The sequence below is a fragment of the Sagittula stellata E-37 genome, from assembly GCF_039724765.1.
Taxonomy (GTDB): Bacteria; Pseudomonadota; Alphaproteobacteria; order Rhodobacterales; family Rhodobacteraceae; genus Sagittula; species Sagittula stellata.
In genome coordinates, this window is record NZ_CP155729.1 from 1,781,462 (window position 1) to 1,805,000 (window position 23,539).

General features: G+C 64.3%; 17 protein-coding genes, 1 rRNA gene and 1 riboswitch (1 of these 19 only partly in view). Of the genes, 11 read left to right on the plus strand and 7 right to left on the minus strand.

Annotation, left to right across the window (positions count from 1 at the left end; translation table 11 throughout):
* Positions 1-17 precede the first annotated feature (17 nt).
* Complete coding sequence (locus ABFK29_RS08550; RefSeq protein WP_040604276.1) at positions 18-1,079, minus strand: extracellular solute-binding protein; 1,062 nt, start codon at positions 1,077-1,079, stop codon at positions 18-20.
* 560 nt (positions 1,080-1,639) lie between these two features.
* On the opposite strand from ABFK29_RS08550, the gene ABFK29_RS08555 reads away from it, so the two are divergent.
* Both ABFK29_RS08555 and ABFK29_RS08560 read left to right on the plus strand, forming a co-directional pair.
* On the plus strand, positions 1,640-3,388 hold the full coding sequence (locus ABFK29_RS08555) for an alpha/beta hydrolase (RefSeq protein WP_005857046.1): 1,749 nt from the start codon (positions 1,640-1,642) through the stop codon (positions 3,386-3,388).
* A gap of 165 nt (positions 3,389-3,553) precedes the next feature.
* Positions 3,554-6,454: a DUF4114 domain-containing protein gene (locus ABFK29_RS08560; RefSeq protein WP_005857048.1), complete on the plus strand. Its 2,901-nt coding sequence runs from the start codon at positions 3,554-3,556 to the stop codon at positions 6,452-6,454.
* A gap of 469 nt (positions 6,455-6,923) precedes the next feature.
* Here the strand turns inward: ABFK29_RS08560 and ABFK29_RS08565 are convergent, their stop codons facing one another.
* From ABFK29_RS08565 to ABFK29_RS08585, 5 genes are read right to left on the minus strand one after another with little or no spacing between them, the layout of a single operon-like run.
* Positions 6,924-7,541: a hypothetical protein gene (locus ABFK29_RS08565; protein ID WP_005857049.1), complete on the minus strand. Its 618-nt coding sequence runs from the start codon at positions 7,539-7,541 to the stop codon at positions 6,924-6,926.
* 3 nt (positions 7,542-7,544) lie between these two features.
* Positions 7,545-8,291, minus strand: coding sequence for a VWA domain-containing protein (locus tag ABFK29_RS08570; protein WP_005857051.1), 747 nt, complete (start codon positions 8,289-8,291; stop codon positions 7,545-7,547).
* Between the two features lie 12 nt (positions 8,292-8,303).
* Entirely contained in the window at positions 8,304-9,974 is a 1,671-nt protein-coding gene (locus ABFK29_RS08575) for an ABC transporter substrate-binding protein (protein ID WP_005857053.1), read from the minus strand.
* Between the two features lie 17 nt (positions 9,975-9,991).
* Positions 9,992-10,672, minus strand: a complete 681-nt coding sequence (locus tag ABFK29_RS08580; protein WP_157136419.1) for a hypothetical protein — start codon at positions 10,670-10,672, stop codon at positions 9,992-9,994.
* Complete coding sequence (locus tag ABFK29_RS08585; RefSeq protein WP_005857057.1) at positions 10,669-11,136, minus strand: OmpA family protein; 468 nt, start codon at positions 11,134-11,136, stop codon at positions 10,669-10,671. The genes ABFK29_RS08580 and ABFK29_RS08585 overlap by 4 nt, the downstream gene beginning before the upstream one ends.
* Before the next feature lie 421 nt (positions 11,137-11,557).
* A riboswitch (guanidine-I (ykkC/yxkD leader) is annotated at positions 11,558-11,665 on the plus strand.
* A gap of 96 nt (positions 11,666-11,761) precedes the next feature.
* On the opposite strand from ABFK29_RS08585, the gene ABFK29_RS08590 reads away from it, so the two are divergent.
* From ABFK29_RS08590 to ABFK29_RS08615, 6 genes are read left to right on the plus strand one after another with little or no spacing between them, the layout of a single operon-like run.
* Positions 11,762-12,826: a putative urea ABC transporter substrate-binding protein gene (locus ABFK29_RS08590; protein ID WP_005857059.1), complete on the plus strand. Its 1,065-nt coding sequence runs from the start codon at positions 11,762-11,764 to the stop codon at positions 12,824-12,826.
* A gap of 39 nt (positions 12,827-12,865) precedes the next feature.
* Positions 12,866-13,678, plus strand: a complete 813-nt coding sequence (locus ABFK29_RS08595) for an ABC transporter permease (RefSeq protein ID WP_005857061.1) — start codon at positions 12,866-12,868, stop codon at positions 13,676-13,678.
* Positions 13,675-14,535, plus strand: a complete 861-nt coding sequence (locus tag ABFK29_RS08600) for an ATP-binding cassette domain-containing protein (RefSeq protein ID WP_005857063.1) — start codon at positions 13,675-13,677, stop codon at positions 14,533-14,535. The genes ABFK29_RS08595 and ABFK29_RS08600 overlap by 4 nt, the downstream gene beginning before the upstream one ends.
* Before the next feature lie 24 nt (positions 14,536-14,559).
* On the plus strand, positions 14,560-15,828 hold the full coding sequence (locus tag ABFK29_RS08605; RefSeq protein WP_232281525.1) for an agmatinase family protein: 1,269 nt from the start codon (positions 14,560-14,562) through the stop codon (positions 15,826-15,828).
* A gap of 8 nt (positions 15,829-15,836) precedes the next feature.
* Positions 15,837-16,313 carry a hypothetical protein gene (locus ABFK29_RS08610; protein ID WP_005857067.1) on the plus strand — a complete coding sequence of 159 codons (477 nt, stop codon included), beginning with the start codon at positions 15,837-15,839 and terminating at the stop codon, positions 16,311-16,313.
* Positions 16,310-16,477, plus strand: a complete 168-nt coding sequence (locus ABFK29_RS08615) for a hypothetical protein (protein WP_005857068.1) — start codon at positions 16,310-16,312, stop codon at positions 16,475-16,477. The genes ABFK29_RS08610 and ABFK29_RS08615 overlap by 4 nt, the downstream gene beginning before the upstream one ends.
* A gap of 154 nt (positions 16,478-16,631) precedes the next feature.
* Here the strand turns inward: ABFK29_RS08615 and ABFK29_RS08620 are convergent, their stop codons facing one another.
* Positions 16,632-18,068 carry a homospermidine synthase gene (locus ABFK29_RS08620; protein ID WP_040604277.1) on the minus strand — a complete coding sequence of 479 codons (1,437 nt, stop codon included), beginning with the start codon at positions 18,066-18,068 and terminating at the stop codon, positions 16,632-16,634.
* A gap of 323 nt (positions 18,069-18,391) precedes the next feature.
* Here ABFK29_RS08620 and ABFK29_RS08625 point away from each other — a divergent pair, with 323 nt between their 5' ends.
* The 3 genes from ABFK29_RS08625 to ABFK29_RS08635 all read left to right on the plus strand — a co-directional run.
* The gene (locus tag ABFK29_RS08625; RefSeq protein ID WP_005857072.1) at positions 18,392-19,555 is read left to right on the plus strand and encodes an efflux RND transporter periplasmic adaptor subunit; all 1,164 of its coding nucleotides are present in this window, start codon (positions 18,392-18,394) and stop codon (positions 19,553-19,555) included.
* A gap of 4 nt (positions 19,556-19,559) precedes the next feature.
* On the plus strand, positions 19,560-22,628 hold the full coding sequence (locus ABFK29_RS08630; protein ID WP_005857074.1) for an efflux RND transporter permease subunit: 3,069 nt from the start codon (positions 19,560-19,562) through the stop codon (positions 22,626-22,628).
* 702 nt (positions 22,629-23,330) lie between these two features.
* Positions 23,331-23,539: ribosomal RNA gene (locus ABFK29_RS08635) — 16S ribosomal RNA — on the plus strand; it runs 1,240 nt beyond the window's last position.

Consider the following 23,539-nt stretch of genomic DNA (forward strand, 5'->3'; position numbering starts at 1 on the left):
GGGACCGCCCGGTGTCATCAGTTGGCGGCCTGGACGCGATCCAGCACTTCGCCCTCGATCTGTTCGAGGCCGGCGGGGACGGGCGGATACCACTTGATGTTGTCGACCGCTTCGGGCGGGAAGCTGGCCTGATACTTGGCTTTCAGGCTGTCCTCGACATATTCGTCCGCGCCGGCGGACGCGGTGAAGTTACCGACAGCATCGGTGATCTTTGCCGCGATTTCGGGCTGCATGACAAAGTTGATCCACTCATAGGCCACGTCATCGGCCTGCCCCTTGGCGGGCAGCACGAAGGTGTCGATCCACCCCAGCGCGCCGGATGCGGGCGCGACGAAGGTGATGTCGGCATTGTCGTCGTTCAGCTTCCAGCCGCCGGTGTCCCAGGCCATCGACGCGGTCACTTCGCCCGAGCGTACCAGGTTCATCAACTCATCGCCGCCGCCCCAGTAGGTTTTGACGTTGGCCTTGCACTCGGTCAGCTTGGCTTCGACCTTTTCCATGATTTCCTTGTACTTCGCCTCATCGCCGTAGGCGGCGAAGGGGTCTTCGCCCATGGCAAAGGCAAAGCCGATCAGCGTCGGGCGCTTGAGGCGGTAGGACACCTTGCCCGCCACTTCGGGCGCGCAGAGGTCGGTGTAATCCTTGACCACGTCGCCTGCCTCGGCGGTGTTCAGCACCAGGCCCGAGGTGCCCCAGACATGCGGCACGCCGTAGACGTCGCCGTTCACGGTGGTGTTCTCCATCGTGGCCTTCAGCATCGAGGGGATGAAGAGGTCCTGATCCAGCTTGGAGACATCCATCGGCTTGTAGATGCCGAACTCCATCTGTGGGCCCATCACGCGGTCCTGGCTGGGCTGCGCGAGGTCGAACCCGCCGCCGCCGGTGGCGCGCAGCTTGGCGATCATTTCCTCGTTGTTCGATTTGGTCACCTCGACCGTGTGGCCGGTCTGTTCCTCGAACATGGCGACGACATCGTCGGGCGCGTATCCGCCCCAGGTCAGGAGGCGCAGCGTGTCGGCCTGCGCCACGGAAGCGAGACCCGCCAGCACGGTCGTGGCCAGCATAAGGGTTCTGGTCATGGGATATCCTCTCTGTCGTGTACTGTTGTTCCGGTCAGAATGCGCGCGCCGGACCAAATGGTCAAATTCTAGTTCGGCACGAAACGCTTCCTTGTCCTCCTGAATTGCGAAACCGCCGTGACAGTTTTTGAAATGACGCAGTGTCCCGCGCCCGTTGGCCGGGAGCCGTCGGTAGTATCCACTAATGGCAAGGAGCGATCCGCTTTCTGCGGGCGGGCAGGGAGCGTTTGGACTGACCGACCTCGCCTGACGGTTGCATTGATGGGGTGCAGCGTGCCGCTTGCGCGATTGCCCGGCGGCTCTGCGATCATCGGATTGAGGCGCGCAAGGTGCTTCGCATCGCGATCGGTCGGCGCGGACGGGTCGCACCTTCAAACGGCGTAAACCGGCAGATCGGCCGCCGCGCCCCGGCTTCGCAGGTCGCTGCTCCGGTTCTCGGTGCTGGACCGGGCCAGCGGCGCTTCCGCCGCGACGAATGTTGCATCTGGCCCTTGCTTATTGCTAAGTCCCTGAGAACGCCGCATAGTTGTCGGAACTCATGTGACGTGTATGCGAGAACGATGAAAGACCAGGATGCCACGCCGCCCGATATCAGCGGCAAGCTGCTGCAGTTCCTCGATGCGGCGTATGAGGCCCCTTTCGATCCCGGCAACTTCGACGAGGTGATCGACAGCGCGGCGGCCTATCTGTTTGCCTCCGCCTCCGATCCGTTGCCTGCGTGGCACGTCCGGCAAGGTCTGCACGATCCGCTGATCGAGTCCCATTCGGCCCGGCTGCAGAGGATGCTCGAAGCGCAGGAAACCGACGTTCGGACGCGGCCGGAAGCTCTGGTGAAGAACCGGTTGGCGGCGCTGGTGATAGACCCTTCGGGAACCTGCATCGGCAATTCCAACGCCGCATCGTTGTTCGGCCTGACCTTCCCCTGCGAGCTGGAAGACCTGCGCTTTTCCGGCGATACGGCGGCGCTTCTGCGCCGCATGCTGGCCGACACCCGGCGCAATGTACCGATGGAGACCGATGCCGCCGTGCTTGAGATGCCGGATGGCGAGCGTTTCGTCGCGCGCATCACCCAGCATCAGCACGTGGACCCGGACAGCGGCGAATCGTGCAGCGGGCTGGCGGTGACGATCGCGCGGGTTGCCTGGGGCGACGACAGCCTGCCCCTCATCCAGGGCGCCTTCGGTCTTTCGACCTCCGAATCCGAGGTGTTGCTGGAAATCCTGCGCGGTCGGAGCCACGCGGAAATCGCCGAACTGCGGGGGCGGAGCGTCGAGACGATCCGCAGCCAGGCGAAGGCGATCCTGGGCAAGACAGGCTTTGCCCGGATGCCGCAACTGATTGCGATCCTGAACCAGATGGCGTTGTTTTCGGAGCCCGGCATCGTGCCGGAGGCAGAGGCCCATGTGCCCGCGATGCCCGACGCCCTGCGGCTGGACGTGGGGGAGGGACGGCGCCTGGCCTACCGCCAGTTCGGCCGTGTTGGGGGAATGCCCGTGCTCTTCGTGCACGGCTACATCACGGGTCCCTATTTCAACGCACCGTTGGTCGACGGGTTTTCGTCCATGGGTCTCGACGTGCTGGCACCGTCGCGCCCGGGGTTCGGACAATCCTCGGTGCCGCGCGACTGGGACGCCTATGACGACGTGGTCGTCGCTGACGCTCTGGCGCTGGCCGAAGCGCGTTTCGGCGAACCGGTTCTGATCGTTGCACACCAGGGCGGAGTCAGCCATGCCTGCCGGATCGCCCGGGCGCTGGGGCCCCGCTGCCGGGGCATGCTGATGGTGAGCGCGGGCATTCCCATCGACGACGCGCGGCACGTCCGCCACATGAATCGTCAGACCCGGGTCGCGGCCATCGCGGCGCGCTACACGCCGTCGATGTTTGCGATGTTGCTCAGGATCGGGATCGCGCAGTTCAACCGGATCGGCCATGTCGCCTACCTGAACAAGTACTTCCAGGGCTCGCACGCCGACATCGAAGCGTTGAAGCGGCCGGACATCCTCGACCTCTACCGCCGCAGCGTGCACCACATGATCACGCAGGGCACGCGGCACATGGTGACGGACGGGCGCGCGGCGATGGCGGACTGGGGCGGCGACTACAAGGCACTGGGCGTTCCGATCCGCTGGTTGCACGGGAGCGCCGATCCGGTCATGGAGGTGAGCTTTGTCGAGGAGTGGGCAAAGGCGCATGGCCACGACCCCGTGGACATCGTGGAAGGCGGCGCGAACAGCATGCTGTGGCTACACGCGGACCGCGTCCTGCAAGCCTTGGCAGGACTGATCGAAGATACGGAAAACGATGGATAAACGTCGTCATTCACCCTTGAGGGTGATGCGGTGCTCGGCGGAGTCCGTTAACCGTCCTGCTTAGGCAGGACCGAGCAGTCCATCCACCTGATTTCTCAGGCTTCGCCCGTGTGGAAGCGGACCCGTTCGTCATTGCCGCAGACTTGATTTTGAGACGGATTTACCATGCCTACGCCGCAAGACACGATCGCCTTCGGGGCGACACAATGGTTCTACGAAGTCAACGGGACCGCGCGCCCGAACGACATCCGCTACTTCGATCTCGGCAACGGGCGCGTGCTGTCCAGTTGGTGGGTGACGCGTAACCCGCTCGCCGACCAGATCCCCAGCCTGGATGACGGGTTCACCGGCGTTTACAATTCGGCGTACTACATGATCCGCGACATCGACGGCACAGAAATCGTGCCGCCGACGCTCATGGACCCAGCCTATACGACCGCCGTCGGGCCAAACGGCAATCCGCAGATGGTCTTTGCCGCGACGCCCACCCCAACAGGCGAGATCGTGCTGCACTATGGCATCGTCGACACGATCTATCCGCCCGTGATGGATCACTACACCGTCACCGTTTCGGCCAATGGCACGCCGGGAGCCCCAGTCGCCGTGCCGTCCAACAGCCAGTATATCCTCGCATACGACAGTGTCCTGCTGTCCAACGGCAATGCGGCCGTCGTGTCTGAGGCAGGTGTGACCGTGATCGACTCCACCGGCGCAATCGTCGGGACCAGCGGCAGCTATGGCGGCACCGACGATTGGAAAATCCTCGAAACGTCCGACGGACGGCTCATGGTGATCACGGCCTACGGCGCGCGGGCCAGCGCGGACACCAACATCAAGGGTCAGTTCTTCGATCTGACCGGGGCACCGCTGGCGCAGGAGTTCGACATCGCGGGCCCGCCGGCGACCCCGAGCTACGCCTACTACGTCGATGCCGGGGCAGGGGTCACGGAGTTGACGGACGGCCGCTTTGTCGTGGCATGGGGCGAAGAAGGGTCTTCGCTGGAGGGCAACACGGCCAACGCGCAAAGCGGCATCCACGTGGTGATCCTGAACTCTGACGGGACAATCGCCAAGGGTCCGTTCCTGGGCAATCCGGACGCGCAGTCCATGGCGCAGTTCGAGCCGACGGTGTTCGCGCTGGCAGACGGCGGCTTTGCCATCGGGTACGAGAGCGACGACGTCGTGGGGACCATCACCACGCAATACCGCATCCAGCTTTTCGACGCCGCGGGCGATCCGGTCGGCCCGTCCTATCATCCCGACGCCTACACGCTGTCGGGTCCCGAAGCGCGTGGCCAGCAGGAAATGGTCATCCTGCCCGATGGGCGCGGCCTCGTGATCGACGAGTTGGGTGGCTCCACCGTGATCGAGATCGGCAATGGCATCGTGGCGGGCAACACGCCTCCGGTGACACCGGGCTTTACCGGCACGACGGACGAGAACACGCCTTTCACCGGGCAGCTGATCGCGACGGATGCGGACGGCGACCCCCTGACCTTCGTGGCGAACCTGATCCCGGCGCTGAACGACGCGGGGCAGATCGTGGGCAACGCGGTGGTGAATTCCGATGGCAGCTTTACCTTCACGCCGGGCTATCCTGGGATCAGCCCGGTGGGCACCGCGCGGTTCACCTATACAGTGTCCGACGGTGTGAACACGGGCGTATCGGGCACGGCGGTCTTCACCGTGACGGCAGGCTCGGGCGGGAACCCGACCAACACCGCGCCGGTGCCGGGGGCTGTCGTCTTGAACGGCACCGAGGATACCGCCATCGCCGGGCAGGCCACAGCGACCGATGCCGACAACGACGCGCTGACCTATGCGCTTGGGGCGACGGCGGCGGCGCACGGGACGGCCACGATCACCAGCGGCGGTGCGATCAGCTACCAGCCGGACGCCGATTTCTTCGGGTCGGACAGTTTCGATATCACGGTGAGCGACGGCACCAATGCGCCGGTGACCACCTCTGTCACGGTCAATGTCGCGGGCGCGCAGGACGTGCCGGTGGCGCAGGACGGCAGTGGCACCGTCGTTTCCGGAAACGCCCTGACCACCGCGCTTTCGGCCTTCGATGCGGACGGGGACACGCTTGTCTTTGCACTGGACAGCGGCCCGGCCAACGGCAGCGTCACGGTGTCGGCCAACGGGTCTGCGGTCTACACGCCCGACGCTGGATTCTCGGGCAGCGACAGCTTTGTCTTCCGCGTCTCAGACGGCACGGACACCGACACAGGGACAGTTTTCGTGCAGGTGGACGCCGCTCCGCCCCCCGCGCCTATGACGCTCGCCGCCCTGAACGGGACGACGATCACCGGCCTGCAGCCGGGCGGGCGGATCACGGTGACCGATGCGACCGGGCTCGATCCATCCGACCTTGTGGTGGACGCATCGACAGGGAGCGTGACATTCGGTGGCGTCCAGTTCCAGGTGACGGCGGATCTTGCCGCCAACAGCTTTGTCCTGGCCGAAGCGGCGGGCGGCGGGTTTGACTTGATTCTGCTCGATGAACTGGAGGGCAACGGAAGCGACCTTGGCGAAGGCACCGCGGTGTCGGGTGGCATGGTCAACGGACTCGGTCCGGACGGGTTCTTCACCGGCAACGGCACGCGCGACTACACGGTCACACTCGATGCATCGACCTCAGCCTACGACAACGCGATCGGGGCCTACGTGCGCCGCGCAGACGGCAGCATTTCCGACGTCCAGGTCCTTTTCGCCGACGCCAAGGCCGCAGGGGCCGGGGCAACCGCGACGATGTCCAACATCGTGGACGACGGTGTGCTGGAATTCTTCTTCATCCAGAATGCCGCATCGGCGGCGGCAGGGCTGTCCGGTCCACTTTCCATCGACGCATCGGGCAACCTGTTGGAGGGCGGAGTCGACACGGGTCTCACCACCTATTTCTCGGAAGTGGGTCTGAACGCCGACGGTACGGAGCATTTCCTCTCCGGTGCTGTCGATGGCGGGGGCGGCCTGCGTGTCGGCATCGAAGACCTGACTGGCGGAGGTGACATGGACTACCAGGACATGGTCTTTGTGGTTGCGTGGACCGACGACGGCATTTGATTTTCCGCGCGCCCCCGGATGCGTGTCCATCCGCGGGGCCCGCCTCAGCGGCGCCTGTGCGTGGCGCGTTTGTTGGTTGAAGTTATTTGGGTTGCTTCGGCGTGTCACGTTTCGTGACGCATCGGTTGAGTTGTTTCGTTCTTGCCGAGTATGCGTTTGCGGGACACGCCATGCGAATTTTGCGCATGGTTGGCACGGCTGCCGGGGGTGAGTGACCGCGCAGTCCGTCAAGACGTCGAAGAGGGCGGCAGGGGCTTGGCCCCGCCGCCCCATTATTCGCCCAGCGTCCTTTGCATGTCGCTCGGCATACGTGCCGCGATTGTCTCGCGCTGTGCCATTCGAAACGGCGCAGCCCATTTTTCCGGAGACAACCGTGACCGCGCTTCCCGACAGGCACACGCGACCTGACCGGAGGCGCAGATTCGATGCGTGGCCGGGCCATGCATGGGGCGCGACGCCCCCGTATCCCTCAGTCCGTTTCGCGGTGACCGATGCGCACGTCGTCCCGATGCGCAGAGGTATCGAGCCGCCGGGACGCGCGTGTGCCCGGCACGTACATCTCCGCCATACGAAAGTAGGCGCGCAACTCCTCTTTGACGATACCGAGCGTCTTGCGGGCTTCGCGCACCGGCATCGACTGCCACGGCTCCTGCTCGAAGGGGATCAGGTGAAGGTTGCGGCCCGGCAGGTTGTCGATGGAAAATCCGACGCCCAGCCGGAAGGAGGCGATGTGCGCCTCTTCGAACCGCCAGTGTTTCGGGTATTCCGTGGTCGACACGCGAATGAACGTGTCGATGGCCTCGTCGGTTATGTCCGAAGCTGCCCCCATGGTGGCGCCGATGACGAAGGCTTCGTCCTGGACGTGTAGCCCACGCCCCAGAAGGACGTGGATGCAGTCGTGGCGCGGCAAGGATATCGCGCCGGGCAGGGCCTCCGGGCTTTCCGGGTTCTCGTAGCGGCGGATGATCTCGGGGACGTCTTGGGGTTCGGCCGCAGGCAGGGTGGCGAGCACGCCGGCGATGGTCATCTCGTCGGTATCGAGCCCGGGGTTCCATTCGTCCCAGTTCAGGTCGATGCGTCGGCCCATGGGTCAGCCCTCCCCATCTGTGAACTCGGTGATGGCGGCGAAGTTGTCATTCTCGGCCACCGCCGCCTGAAGCGCGCCTTCCAACGCCGCCACGTTGGCGACATCGACGAAACTGCCAAGGTCCGCGCGGCGCAACACATGGTTGCCGCGTATGCCGATACCAATGGTTGTCAGCTGTATCGGTGTCTTTGCGGCAAGGTCCTCGATGGCCCGCTGCAACGCCTCGCCATCGTCGGCGGCGCCGTCGGTGGTCACGATCATTCGGAAGGTGCCGAAACCCCGGACGGAGCTTGCCTCTGCCTCAAGCATCGCCTGCGTGTCGAGGATCGCGCGTGTGAGAGGCGTGGACCCGGTGTCGCGGATCGGAGCAAGAGCTGCCGGCAATGTCCGTCGTGCGTCGGCGACAGATGCGAAGGGGAGCACGACACCGGCGTTGAGCGCGACAACCGCGACCCGGTCGGTGTCCTGCATGGCGCTCAGGGCATCGACGACCGCCTGCTTCGCGGCCTCCATGTCCGATCCCATGGACCCGCTGTCATCCAGAACGATGGCGGTTATGCGGCGGTTCGGGTCCGGGAGGGCGTCGACCAGATCCGCCTCCAGCGACGGCCAGGCGGCGATGGCCGCCCAGTCGGGCGGGACGGGATCATGTGTGATGGTGACCCAGTCCAAGTTCGACTGGCTGCGAAAAATCACGACGGCCGCAATGGCGACGATCCCGGCCGGAATGGCAATCTTGGCGATTTTCATGTCGTCTCCTCCTCATTGCAGCGGTGAAAAGGTGGTGGCTTCGGCCTGCACGGTCAGCACGCGGAACACCACGCGCATGTTCTCCCGCCACTCGGCCTCCGTCTTCGGTGGATTGTGGAGCGGACTGGAAATGCCGACGCCGTCCACCGTGAACTGGTCGCGGTTCATCTTTACGCCCAGGTCGGCCGCGTATTGTGTCAGCGCATCCACCACCGCAATCGCCCGGTCGAGCGAGAGGTTCTGAGTGGAGGTCCGGATCGCGCGCAGCTCCGCATTGTCCGCGCCGTCCTGTTCACGCCGAAGGAAGTGCAGCGGGTCGGAGTGGCCCTCGACCGTGATGATCGCCCCGGAATAGGTGGACGCGAGGCGCAGGATCTCTTCGAAGTCGGAGGCATAGAGCTCGATCGGGAAGGTCGTGCTGTCGGGTTCGAAATACACCTCGAAGTCGATCTTCGTGTTGGCGTCGAGTTGTCCGGTGCGGCGCAACTTCTGCACCGCTGCTGCGGCGGCCTCCGGGTTGAAGGCGGCGACCTGGCGTTCGTCGAGGTTGGTCAACCCGTCGGTCAGGGCGGTGTAGTCCCATTCCGCCGTCGCAAGATTGGCGGGTGAATCCAGCCGGTCGGCACCGCGGAGCGCGACATTGACCTCTCCCAGAAGGACGTCGAAACGACGCGGCTCTGCCGGATCGCCGAAGTGCTTGGCGTTGCCGGACCAGCCGTCCGTGATCGCGTCCTGCCAGAGGAAGACGCCTTCTTCGCGGGGCAGACCGCCAAGGAACTCATTGGCCATGAGGTCGGCCATCTCCGCCTGCTGCGGGCTGCCGTCCTGTGCCATGAAGGCACGCATCTCTTCTTCCGCGCGGAAGAAGATGTTGACCATCTGTGCGATGTCGTCGCGATGAGCGTCGAAGTAGTCGGCGCGGACGGCGATGTAGTCGCCGATGACGGAAGCCGCCTCTTGCGTCGAGATCAGGATTGTGGCGCCCTTGATGGAACCTTCGGCGCCGGTGCCGACCGTTCCGCCAGACGTCAGGAAGCGCGCGTCCGGCAGGATGACGGCGGCGGCGTCGGCCCGTCCGTCGGCCATGGCGGCAGAGGGCGTGTCGCCGTCACCGGTCAGGTCCGCGACCCAGACGATTTCCACGTCATCGAAGGACAGGCCGCCATCCGCAAGGATACGTCCGACGAAATCGACGTGCGGTCCATTGGCCTGGATGGCGATGCGCTTGCCCTTGAGGTCGGCAATACGGTCGATCCCGTCCGCCGCCACGATGCCGTCCCCGGCCGAGAACGAGTGCTTGAAGAAGACGATCTGTTCGGTCCGCGCGTCGAACTCGGTCACCGGTGTGGCGGAGGCCAGCATCCCGAGCGTGCCGCGCAGGTAGGGCGTCTCGCAGGCGAGGTAAGCCCTGAGCTGCGCCTCGAAACTGTCCTCGACGGTCAGCGACAGCGGCAGACCGGCGTCACCCAGCATCCCACCGTCGTTTTCGAGCGACGCGCCGTTGGCATAGGCGACCACGCCATCGGCGCCCCACGCGATCAGTGGCATTTCTTCGATCCATCCCGATGGGCAGTCGCGTACCCCGTCGGTCACCGTCTCGGCCAGCCGGTCTCCGGGCGCGGCAAGCGCGGCCTGTCCGCAAAGCACGAGGGCGGTGAGGAGGGCAGAGGAAAATGTGTTCATGAAAGAAAACCTCCGGTTCAATGTGGGGTGTTTGCTTCGTCCGCTGGCATCATGTGGCGCGCCGGGGTCAGCAGGCGTTCCGCGACATCCGAGGCGACCTCGACGTTTTCGAGAAGGCCGCGGGCCGCAAGAAGATCGGTCTGGTCGAAGGCGGCGTTCATCGCGTTGACGGCGGCGCGCAGCTTCTCGCGCGAGACGTCCTCCGTTGACGTGTGCTTGCGACGGCGGAGCGCGGCATGGGCGGCGGCGGCTTCCTCGATCAGTTCGGAGCGCAGGAGCACCGCCGAGAGGTCGCGCTGGCGGTCAGGGCTGTAGAAGATCTCGCGCGCGGCGGCGTCGAGCCGGTCGGCGAGACGATCGACCTCGCCCGCGATGTCCTCGCGCATGACGGCGGCAGAGGCGCGCATTTTGGCCGCCCGCAGGTGGGCCTTCGTGATCATGTCGAGTGCGCGCTCTGCGGCCATGTCGGACAGGCCATGCCGCGCCCGGAACGCCATGCGCAGGCGTTCGGCTTCGGACCATAGCCAACTGGCAGGCATCCACGCCGCGATGGCCAGCGTCGCTAACGCGGCAAGCCCTGCTGCTGCGGCGGCGGAGAAACCGGGAAAGGGCAGGGGCATCCTGACGAACCAGGCGAACCCCGCTGCCACAAGTGCGCCAAGCATGGCCGCAAGCCGGAGGGAACGCCCGGGTGTCATCTACGCACCTGCACGGTCACGTCGACCCGCGCCATTCGGGACTGGTGCGCCCGGTCGCTTTCGCCGTCGTCCTGTGGCAGGGGCGCGGACCCGCCGATCCCGGTTACCGTCAGCCGGTCGTCCGGCAGACCCATGGCCCGGGCTATCTGCGCGGCCACCTGGGCGCGTTTTTCGCTCAGTTCGAGGTTGGCGTCGGCATCGCCTGTCGTGCCGGTGTGCCCCACGATGACGACATGCTTTCGGTCATCGGGCAGAGCAGAGGCCAGGACACCGCGCAGCCGTTCCTCTTCTCCGTTTGCCAGCGACGTGCCGCGCGAGAAGCGGAAGCTCTCGGTCCTTGCGATGGTGGTCTGCCCGATGATGGCGAGCGCGACCGCGCCTCCGGCGACCACTGCGGACAACGCTGCGGCAATGAATGCACGTCGCGGCAGGGCGGGGTCTGCCTCAACAGCTTTGCTTGTCATCTTGGGTCACCACAAAATGCGTAAATGGAATTGTGGTCAGTCTGGCACATGTCCGGGCGCAGCGGAACCGGCGAAGGGGACCGGGGCTATGGAAAGTCCTGAATTCCTGACGGGTTCCGGTCGTGCACCGGCTTTGGCCTCCTGTCCGTTGCCCACGCAACAGGCAGTGTGGCGCGGCCCACACGCCCGAGTCGCAGTGGGCCTGTGGGGCATTTTCCGCAACCATACATGCCTGTTTCGGCGAATGGGTCGTGATCGGCACGTCGGAGTCGCGCGCCCCTCCCGTATCATCGGACGGTGATTGCTCAAGGTTTGGGCGAGCGTGGGAAAAACTCGCCGCTTTATTGTGCCGTGGGCGCAAATGCCCCTGTCCGGTCGTCGGATCTGTTGCCGCAGCGCCGGTGACTGTCGCTTGATGAGGGGGCAGGGCGTTTAGGGTTCCACCGCCATACGGCGGGTTCGGTCCGAGAAATGCCACCCGGCGGGCAAACTCCCGCAGGGCACACGGCGGGGCAAAATCCCGGGAGACTTCACTGCGTCGGTTTCGTCCGCGCCTGATCTCTTTGTTCCGCCAGCGGGGTGAAACGCACGTTGAAAACGGCGGGACGCACAACGGGGAAGACTTATGACCAAAGCCATTCTGACCGCTGCCGCGCTCTCTGCTGCCCTGCTGTCGAGCACGGCCTTGCCACTGGCGGCCGAGGAGAAGACGGAGTTCAAGCTCGCCTGGTCGATCTATGTCGGATGGATGCCGTGGGGCTATCTGGAAACCTCCGGCATCATGGACAAGTGGGCGGAGAAATACGGCATCGACGTCGAGATCGTGCAGATCAACGATTATGTGGAATCGATCAACCAGTACACGGCAGGACAGTTCGACGGGGTATCCGCGACCAACATGGACACGCTGTCCATCCCGGCGGGCGGCGGCGTGGACACCACCGCGCTGATCGTGGGCGACTATTCCAACGGCAACGACGCGGTGATCCTGAAGGGCGAGGGCACGCTTGCCGATCTGAAGGGCAAGCCGATCAACCTCGTGGAGCTGTCGGTGTCGCACTATCTGCTGGCGCGCGGGCTCGACACCGTGGGCCTGTCCGAGCGTGACCTCGACGGGGTCATCAACACGTCGGACGCGGACATGATCGCAGCTTATTCGACGTCTGACGTGGAGGCCGTGGTGACATGGAACCCGCTGGTGTCGGAAATCCTTGCCACGGGCGACAAGGCGAATTCGGTCTTCGACAGCTCCATGATCCCGGGCGAGATCCTCGACCTGATGGTGGTCAATACCGAGACGCTGGCCGACAATCCGGCCTTCGGCAAAGCGGTGGCGGGCGCATGGTACGAAGTCATGAGCCTGATGGCGGCGGGTGACGAAGAGGTGTTGACCGAACTGGCCGAAGCGTCGGGCACCGACCTTGAGGGCTACAAGGCGCAACTGGCCGCGACCGAGATGTTCTACGATCCGGCCGAAGCCGTGGCGCAGGCGTCGTCACCCGAGTTGCCCGGCACGATGACGGAAGTTGCGGAATTCCTGTTCGATAAGGGCATTCTGGGCGAAGGCGCGCCCTCTGCCGATTTCGTCGGTGTGGCCTATCCGGACGGGTCGGTGACCGGGGACGAGAACAACGTGAAGTTCCGTTTCGACACGACCTACATGCAGATGGCCGCGGACGGCGAACTGTAAGGACATGGGCCCCGGGCATCGCGCCGGGGCCTGACAGCCATGAGGCTCATCAACCGCATCCCCTCACGCCCGACGGCCTTTGCGCTGGCAGCGTTGCCCTTCGTGCTGGTCGTCATAGCCTATGCCGTCGCATCGGACATCCGCCTGACGGCCAACCCGGCGGACAAACTGCTGCCCGCGCCCTCGACCATCGGGGACACGGCGGTACGGCTGTTTACCCAAGGCGACAGGCGAACCGGCGAAATCCTGTTGTGGAAGGACACCTGGGCGTCGCTGATCCGGCTCTTGGGCGGGGTGGCCATCGCGGCGACCCTGTCGCTGGTGATCGGCATGGGGATCGGTCTTTTGCCCTACGTCCGGCGGACGTTCTCCGGCTTCGTGGCGGTGATCTCCATGGTCCCGCCGCTCGCACTGCTGCCGATCCTCTTCATCGTCTTCGGGCTGGGGGAGACCTCGAAGGTGGTTCTGATCGTCATCGGCATAACGCCCTTCATGACACGGGACCTGTCGCAGAAGGTTCTGGACATCCCGCACGAACAGATCGTCAAGGCGCAGACGCTGGGGGCCTCGACCTTCGTGATCGCGCTGCGCGTGGCGCTGCCCCAGGTGTTGCCGCGCCTCATCGCCAATGTGCGGTTGTCGCTCGGCTCCGCCTGGCTGTTCCTGATCGCAGCCGAGGCGGTGGCCTCTGACGTCGGGCTCGGCTACCGGATCTTCCTCGTGCGTCGGTACCTCGCGATGGACGTGATCCTGACCTACGTGGCGTGGATCACCCTGCTGGCTTTCCTTATCGATTGGGGATTGCGGACGCTGTCGCGCAAGGCGTTCCCGTGGCTGGAGGCAGGGCTGTGAGTTTCGTCGTCGCAAAAAATGTCTGGAAGCAATATGGCGACCGCCCGATCCTCGAACGGGTCAACGTGGAGGTCGAGAAGGGCGCCTTCATCTCGATCATCGGGGCATCCGGCTGTGGCAAATCCACCTTTCTGCGGATGCTGCTGGCGGACGAACAGCCCACCAAGGGCGAGATCAGCATCGAGGGCGGTGCACCCGCACAGGAACCGCGGCGCGAACGGGGCGTCGTCTTCCAGCGCTACTCGGTCTTTCCGCACCTGACCGTGCGCGACAACGTGGTCGCCGCCGAGAGCTTCGGCACCCCGTTCGGGCGGTTCTTCGGCAAAAGGCTGAAGGACACGCGTGCGCGGGCGCAGGTCACGCTCGACCGGATCGGGCTGGGCCATGTAGCGCTGCACTATCCCGCGACGCTGTCCGGGGGCATGCAGCAGCGGCTTGCCATCGGGCAGGCGCTGGTCGCGGAACCGCGCATCCTGTTGCTGGACGAACCCTTCGGCGCGCTCGACCCGGGCACGCGGCTGTCGATGCACGACTTCCTGACCGAATTGCGCGAGCGGACGAACATGACCGTCTTCATGGTCACGCACGACATAGAAGAGGCGTTCAAGCTGGGCGACCGCGTCCTGATTTTCGACAAGGTTCGCCGCGATCCCGAACGTCCTCATCGCTTTGGCGCGACCATCACCCACGACCTCGAGTCCTCGAACGGGCACGAGCCGCACCAGGACCTGCTGGACGGCATCCCGTGGCTATCAGGGATGACACAGCTTCCCGACGAGGACGACGAACCCACCGTGCAGGCCGCCGGGCCCCTTGCACGGGACGACGCCAAGGCCCGGAACAAGTCACCCCTTTGACAGGGGTAAGAGACGGAGACAGAGATGTTTTCTGAGCTTCACCACGCCGAGGCCTGCGGCCGCGATCCCCGTGCAATGTCCGAGCGTCACACCGGGCGCGAGAAAAGGCACCACCACCCGGACCTGACAAAGCTGGCCGGATGGAAGGCCATGCAGAAGGAGGGCGAGCTGCCTGAGGGCCGCTGGGACGAGGAACGCCGCTGGGCATTGCGCATGGGTCTGACTGGCGCCGACAGCATCGACGACAAGTCGATCCCGACCTTCGCGCGGGGCGAGTTGCCGCATTACGCCGGTATCAACACCTTCCTGAAGGCGCCCTACGCCGAGGACGTGCTTGAGGTCGCGCACTACGACGCCACCGTTCTGGGCATTCCCTTCGACGGCGGCACCACCTATCGGCCCGGCACACGGTTCGGGCCGCAGGGGGTGCGGAAGATCTCGGCGCTCTATACGCCCTACAACTACGAGATCGGAGTCGACCTGCGCGAGCAGATGACGCTGTGCGATGCGGGCGACGTTTTCACTATTCCGGCGAACATCGAGAAGAGCTTCGACCAGATTTCCCGCGCCGTGTCCCACGTGTTCTCTTCCGGCTCCCTCCCGATCATGATCGGCGGCGACCACTCCATCGGGTTTCCCTGCGTGCGGGGCATCGCGGAATGTACGTCGAAGAAGATCGGCATTGTGCACTTCGACCGCCATGCCGACATCCAGGAAAAGGACCTGGACGAGCGGATGCACACGACGCCGTGGTTCCATTCCACCAACCTGCCCAATGTGCCGGCCAAGAACCTCGTTCAGATCGGCATCGGCGGCTGGCAGGTCCCGCGCGAGGCGGTGAAGGTCGCGCGCGAGCGTGAAACCAACATCATCACCATGAGCGACATGGAAAAGATGGGCGTCGACAAGACCATCGAAATGGCGTTGGAGATGGCCTGGGACGGGGTCGACATGGTCTACATGTCCTTCGATATCGACTCGATCGACTGCGGGTTCGTGCCGGGCACAGGCTGGCCGGAGCCGGGCGGTTTCCTGCCTCGGGAAGCATTGGCACTGGCGTCGGGCATTGCCGCGGAAGGTATTTGCGGCATGGAGCTGGTCGAGGTTTCGCCGCCCTATGACACCTCGGACATCACGGCCCTGATGGGCACGCGGGTGATCGTGGATGTGCTGGGGGGACTCGTTGCCAACGGCAAGCTCGGCGCACACAAGACGCACATCGACAAGCCGGTGGCAATTCCGCACGGCGCGTTCGAGGGCAAGCGCTGGTCCAACAGAAAACCGCATTTCTGAGGTTCGCGATGCCACACGATCACGGCCCGCATGGCCACCACCATCATCATCACTACGAACACCACGACCACGGCCATACACATGGGCCGGGCCACAACCATCCGCATCCCGACCACCTGCATTCCCACATGCACGACCACGACGAGGCCGCCGATCTTCAGGTGCTTGCCGTGCAATTCATCGAGGGCTTCATGCAGGCCAAGGACAAGACCAGCTACCTGAAGCTGGCCGGCGTGCCCTTCGAACGGCCAGGGGCAGGCGGCGCCAAAGCGCTGAAGCTGGTGGACGTGGAGCTTAAGACCGATTGGCAGGTGGGCACCGCCTCGCCGTCCTTCGGCTCGCGGGAACTGAGTTATCTGCCGTTTCCGGGCCAGATGGTCCGTGAGCGCACCAACATGTCCCTAGTCTACGTGTCGATGGACGAAAAGTCCGTCACCGATATCAGGGATTTTCTTTTGCAACGGAAACGGGAGATCGAAACATGAAACACCTTGGCTTCGGGCTTCTGGCCGTTTGTGCCTCGCCGGTACTGGCCCACGACGGCGTCCACCTTCATCCGCACGACAGCGCACTGACGCCTTGGCTTATGGGGATTGGAGCGGTTTCCATCCTCGCCGGGATGCTGATCGCCGCGCGCCGCAGGGCCTGACGCAAGCATCTCAAACTATGACGGCCGGCGCGTCTTGCGCCGGCCGTTTCGTTTTCCCGGGGTTCGACCGGGACACGACCAGCCGGGAAAAAACGTGCCGTGTTCTGCGCGAAAGGGCGCGACGTTCAACGCTTTTCCGCGCCGGGTGCGCCCGTCAGGACGACACCAGCACGTTGCGGAATGCCCAGGGATGGTCCGGATCGCTGTCTTCCGGGAAGGCGCCCGGTACGGTGTCGAGCGGGGTCCAGTCGGTGTAATGCGCCTCCACCGGGCCAAGGTAGGGCCGCTGGATTTCGAGGCAGCGCGCGTGGTCCATTTCCTCGGCTTCCACGATCCCGGCCTGCGGGTTCTCCAGTGCCCATACCATTCCCGCCAGCACGGCGCTCGATACCTGCATGCCCGTCGCGTTCTGGTAGGGGGCCAGAGACTTGGTCTCTTCGTTGGACAGCCGTGAGCCATACCAGAGCGCATTCTTCTCGTGGCCGTAGAGCAGCACGCCCAGTTCGTCGATGCCATCCACGATATCGTCGACCTGAAGAATGCGCTTCTCGGTCTGGATCTCGCCGGAGCCGAAGGTTTCGTGCAGCGAAAGCACCGCGTCGTCACAGGGATGGTAGGCGTAATGGCACGTCGGGCGGTATTCCGGCGCATCGGAAGGCCCGACCGTAAAGTAGTCCGAGATCGATACCGCCTCGTTGTGCGTCACGAGGAACCCGAACTGCGCGCCAAGGCTCGGGCACCATGTCCGCACCCGTGTGGTCGCGCCGGGCCGGTTGAGCCAGATCGCCGACCGACAGCCGGACAGGTGGGTGTGGCCGTCTTCCGGCATCCATTCCTCGTGCGTGCCCCAGCCGAGTTCGGCGGGCTGGAACCCTTCGGAGATGAAGCCATCGACCGACCAGGTGTTGACGAACACACCCTTGGGGCGCGGCTCTGTGCAGATCTGGGTGTCACGCTCGGCGATGTGGACGCCCTTCACGCCCAGATCGCGCATCAGCTTCGCCCAGCCGTCGCGCCCGTCAGGAGCGGTGGCGTCGCGCCCTAGGTCGGAGGCGAGCTGGAGAAGCGCCTCTTTGACGAACCAGCTCACCATGCCGGGGTTGGCGCCGCAACAGCTTACGGCGGTGGTGCCGCCGGGATCGGAGGCCTTCATGTCGCGGACCGCCTGACGCAACCGGTAGTTCGTGCGTTTCTCGTTGGAAATGTCGCCGAAGTAGAGCCCGGGCCACGGTTCGACGACCGTGTCTATATAGAGAGTGCCAAGGCGGCGGCACGTCCGGATCAGGTCCAGCGACGAGGTGTCCACAGAGAGGTTTACGCAGAAACCGCCCGGTTCGGTGAAAAGGCCGGACAGAACCTCGTCGTAGTTTTCCGGTGTCAGCGCTTCCTGCAGGAAGGAGTAACCGCGGCCTTCCAGGAAAGAGGCGACCTCCGGATCGGGATCGATGACCGTCAGCCGCGCCGGATCGAATTCGAAGTGCCGCTCGATCAGGGGGAGGACGCCCTTTCCGATCGACCCGAGACCGATAAGCACGAGCGGTCCCTCTATGGTCGCGTGTACGGGGTAGGGTTGGCCGGTGGCTGCATTCATCCGCTGGGTCTCCTTTATATGTGCACCATACATATGGTGCGGACGCCGCGTGGCGCCACCGGAAGCCCGATTGCTGCCGGTGCGGCGCATGGCGTGTCGTCCCGGGTATCGGTGGGCAGGCTCACGGAGGCAACCCCTTCCTTGTGGTTGCGCCGGAGGAAAGGCGCGCCTGCTTTCGGAAAGGGCGGCAGCCTGTGTGCACAATGGGAATTATCACGTCGGACGTTGCAATCCACGGATGTGAGGCTAGGCTCCGGTCAAGTTCCGCTGATCGGGGCGCCGGGGCTCAGCGGCTCTGGCTGGGAAGAAGGGAAACGACGCAGGTGCGCAGTCTGACCATCAGCATTACGGTCACCGCCCTGCTGTGCGCGTTCGGGCCGTTGGCGGCCACGCGTGCGGTTGCGCAGGACGACAGCCAGACGCTTCCCGCGGTGACGGTGGCCGAGGTGAAGACAGCATCTTTCGTCCAGCGCGTGCCAATCTCGGGCAACGTGGTGGCCCGGGACGAAGTGCTGGTCGATCCGGAAGTGTCCGGACACCGCATCGCAGCCTTCGAAGTGGACATCGGTGATGAGGTCGAAACCGGCGACGTGCTCGCGCGGCTGGACGAACGGGTCCTGCGCCGCCAGTTGCAGTTGCGCGAACTGGCGCTGTCGCAGGCTGAGGCCAGTCTTGAACAGGCGCGAAGCCAGGTGGCTGCAGATCAGGCCCAGCTTGATCAGGCCAATTCCGTGTTGGACCGCGCACAGCGGTTGCGTGACAGCGGCACGGGTACGCAGGCTTCGCTCGACGATGCCATCGCGGCCCAGGCGGCGGCGCAATCGGCCCTGACCGCGTCCTCTGACGGCATCACCGTCGCGCAGTCGCAGATCGAAGAGGCGAAGATCAATCGCGATCTGGCGTCCGACGATCTGGACAACGCCACGATCACGGCACCCGTCGACGGTATTGTCACGGCGCGCGACGCGCAGATCGGGTCGACGGTTTCATCCGGGCAGACGATCTTCCGCATCCTGCGGGACGGCGCGGTCGACGTGGAAGCCGAAGTGGTGGAGACCGAACTGGGCCAGATCTCTTCTGGCGACCGCGCGGAGCTTCAGATTGCGGGTATAGGAGCGACAGTCGGCACGGTGCGCAGCATAGACCCGACCGTCGATCCAGTGACCCGACTGGGCGTGGTTGAGATCGAACCGGAAGCAAAGGAAGGTTTGCGGCCCGGCCTGTTCGCCGGTGGCTGGATTATCACCGCCGAGAGAACGTCGCTGGCCGTACCGACCTCAGCGGTGATCAACGACAGTTCGACCGCGTCGGTGCTGGTCGAGAAGGACGGGACGCTTGAACGGCGCGAAATTGTCGCCGGTTTGATCTGGGACGACCTGCGCGAGGTGCTGGACGGCCTCAAGGAAGGCGAGCATGTGCTGGCGCGGGCGGCCGGGTTCTTTTCGGACGGGGACCGGGTTCGACCGGTGACAGGGCAGGGCGACTGATCTCATGAACATGTCGTCCTGGGCCATACGCAATCCTGTGCCGCCCGTGGCGCTGTTTCTCGTTCTCCTGGTTCTCGGCATCTTCTCCTTCATGCGGTTGCCGATCACCCGCATGCCGAACGTCGATCTACCGGTGGTCACTGTCACCTCCGGTCTGCCCGGAAACGGGCCGTCGGAGATCGTGACGCAGATCATCACTCCGCTGGAAGACGAACTGGTGGATGTTCAGGGTGTGCGCCACATCACCTCAGTCGCGGGTGACGGCACCGCCTCCATCACCATCGAGTTCGAGATCAACGTGGAGACGGATCGCGCTGTGAACGACGTGCGCGATGCGGTCGCCGCCGCCCGGGGAGACATGCCCGACGCGGCAAGCGAGCCTATCGTGCAGCGCGTCGAGGTGATCGGTGGCGCGATCCTGACCTATGCCGCCTCCAGTTCGGACAGTTCCATCGAGGAACTTTCGACCTTCGTGGACGATGTCGTCGCGCCACAGATCCAGGGGGCTGCCGGCGTTTCTTCCGTCGACCGGATCGGCGGAGCGGAACGCGAGATCAACGTGGAACTGTCGCCCGACCGGCTGCTGGCCCATGGCCTTACCGTCAGCGACGTGAACGGCCAGCTTCGCCAGCAGAACGTGGACGCGGGCGGCGGGGAAGGGCGCCTTGCCGGACAACAGGTCGCCATCCGTTCTCTGGGCGCGGCGAAGACGTTGGAGGAACTGGGAGCGACGCGCATTTCCCTGCCGAGCGGAGGCACCATTCGCCTCGATCAGATCGGCACGATTGCCGACGGCGCCTCCGACCGGGAAAACTTTGCGCTTCTGGACGGGCGCCCGGTCGTGGCCTTCGGCATCTTCCGGTCGAGCGGTGCGAGCGATCTTCTGGCCGCCGAAGCCGCGCGGGAGAAGTTGGCCGAACTGTCGCGAGACTATCCCAATATCACCTTCACCCAGATCGACGACGCCACCACCTACACCGAAAGCAACTTCGAAACCGCGATGAACACCCTGCTCGAAGGGTCGGCGCTGACCATTCTCGTGGTGATGATCTTTCTGCGCGACTGGCGGGCCACCGTCGTGACGCTGGTTGCGCTGCCGCTGTCGATCATTCCGACCTTCTTCGTGATGGATCTGCTCGGGTTCTCTCTGAATACCATTTCCCTGCTGGCGATCACGCTGGTGGTCGGCATCCTGGTCGACGACGCCATCGTCGAGATCGAGAACATCGTGCGTCATATCCACATGGGCCGGAATGCCTATGACGCCGCGAACGAGGCGGCGCAGGAGATCGGTATGACGGTCATCGCGATCAGCCTGACCATCGTCGCGGTCTTTGCGCCGGTGGGGGTGATGCCGGGCATCGCGGGCAAGTTCTTCCGCGAGTTCGGGCTGACAGTGGCGGTTGCGGTCCTCTTCTCGCTTCTGGTGGCGCGTCTCATCACCCCGCTCTTCGCCGCATACTTCATGCGCAGCGACAAGGGGCACTCCGAACCCGAGGACGGCCTTGTCATGCGCCGGTACATGGGCGTTCTGCGCTGGACGCTTCACAACCGCGCCGTGACGCTTCTTGTGGGACTGGCGATCTTCGCCGGGTCGATTTTTTCCGCCACCCTTTTGCCGACGGAGTTTGTCCCGGCGGCGGACGGGGGGCGCGCGACGGTCACGGTGGAATTGCCGCCCGGTGCCAATACCGACGAGTTGGAAGACCTTGCGCGCCGGATAACGTCGCTGATCCTCGAAATTCCGGAGATGGAGAGTGTCTTTGTCGAGGGGCAGTCGGACACGAAGGCCAGCGTGCGTGTGAACTTCGGCCCGCGCGACGAACGCGACCGGGGGGCGCCCGAGATCATGCAGGACATCCGGAACAGGCTCGCCGATCTCCCCGATGCACGCATTTACGTTCTGGGCGAAGAAGGGGTGCGGGACGTATCCATCAATATCCTCGCCGACGACCGTGACACCGCCCAATTGGCCGCGCGCGAATTGGCCGACGGCATGTCGGAGCTGCCGCAACTGATCAGCGTCGCCATCGAAAGCGCACTGGCGCGGCCCGAGGTGCAGATCATTCCGCGCCCGCAATTGGCGACGCAGATGGGTGTGGACGCGACCACCCTTGCCACCACCGCCCGCATCGCGACAGTTGGGGATGCCGACGCAAACCTTGCGCGCTTCGACGATGGCGACGAGCGCGTGCCGGTCCGCGTCCGCCTGGAAAAGGCCGCACGTCAGGATCTCGACCGGCTTGCGGGCCTGCGGCTGAGAACGAACGACGGGCGGATGGTGCCTTTGGGCGCGGTCGCCAGCGCGCGTCTGGCCAATGGACCCGCCACTATAGAACGCTACGACCGTCAGTACCGGGTGGCCATCGGCGCAACCCTGGCCGACGGCGCCTTCCTCGGCGACGCGACCGGGGCCATCGATGCCTTGCCGCAAGCCAAGGACCTGCCGGACGGTGCCCGGATCCAGCCTGCCGGCGACGTCGAGACCATGGGAGAGATCTTTTCCGGTTTCGCCATGGCCATGGGGGCGGGGATCCTGCTGGTCTATGTCGTTCTCGTCCTGCTGTTCGGCAGCTTCGTGACCCCGGTGACGATTCTGCTGTCGCTTCCCCTTGCGGTCGGGGGCGCGATCTTCGCGCTCTACATCTATGGCGCCGGGATCGGTCTTTCGGTGGTCATCGGCTTCCTGATGCTGATGGGGATCGTCACGAAGAACGCCATCATGCTGGTCGAGTTCGCGCAGGAAGCCGTGCAGGGCGGCATGTCCAGGGCAGAGGCCATGGTCGACGCCGCGCACAAGCGCGCGCGCCCGATCGTCATGACGACGATCGCGATGACCGCCGGAATGGTGCCTTCGGCCCTGGCGCATGGAGAAGGCGGAGAGATCCGCGCGCCCATGGCCATTGCGGTGATCGGCGGCCTTCTTCTGTCCACTGTCTTGTCGCTTTTGTTCGTTCCTTCGCTCTACACGGTGATGGAAGGGCTGAAAGACCGGCTGCTTCGCCTCCTGAAGACGATTCTGGGTGGGGAAGCCCCCGAGTCGGGCGCCCGCGGAGCCGAAGAAGCCCGCTGATCTGCCAGAATTGCGTGGTTCGGCCCCTTTACCGGGGTGATTTGCCCCCGGATTCCCGTCTTGAGTCGCCTCGAGGGCGGTCGATTCATGTCCTTCCCGGCGCCCGGGAGCGTGGGGCAGGGGGCATGGGCGGAAAATTCGACGAAAAAAATGATTACAAAACAATCTCTTGTATGGAGAATTGAGCTTCCGGACAAAAAACCTGAAAAAACTGCTTGCGGGTTTTGGTGAGTAACCGTAGATACCCCCTCACCGGCGGCGCTGAGGCGCCACACGGGACGCCAGACGGAACGGACGGGACGCCAACGAGGGGTTCTGGAGGGGAAGCGAGGCAAACATCTGAGGCATTGACGGGCGGGCGCGCCGGGAAGTTAGGGCGCACCGGTTCGGTTTTTGTCTCTGCGTTATTTGAAATTGCTGGTATCTGAAGAGATATGTGGGCGGCTCTGGTCCTGATCGATGGATCAACCCTCTCATATCAACGCTTCTAGGACTTCGGTCCGATGATGAAGTGTCAGCTTCACTGTTTGGAGCGGCTTTCGGTTTCTGATGAAACCAAAAGCACGTTATCAAACAGATGACTTCCAATGCGTATCCAATCCTTAGCCGGGTGGATATAGGGACCACGCCCCCAAAGCTGGTCTTGAAGTATTGGAGATGTGCAGAGGTTCGAACGTCAAGGATAGCAGGGTAACCTGCTTTCAACTTGAGAGTTTGATCCTGGCTCAGAACGAACGCTGGCGGCAGGCCTAACACATGCAAGTCGTGCGCGCCTTCGGGTGAGCGGCGGACGGGTGAGTAACACGTGGGAATATGCCCTTCTGTTGAGGATAGCCCCGGGAAACTGGGAGTAATACTCGATACGCCCTTTGGGGGAAGGAAGGATTAGCCCGCGTCTGATTAGGTAGTTG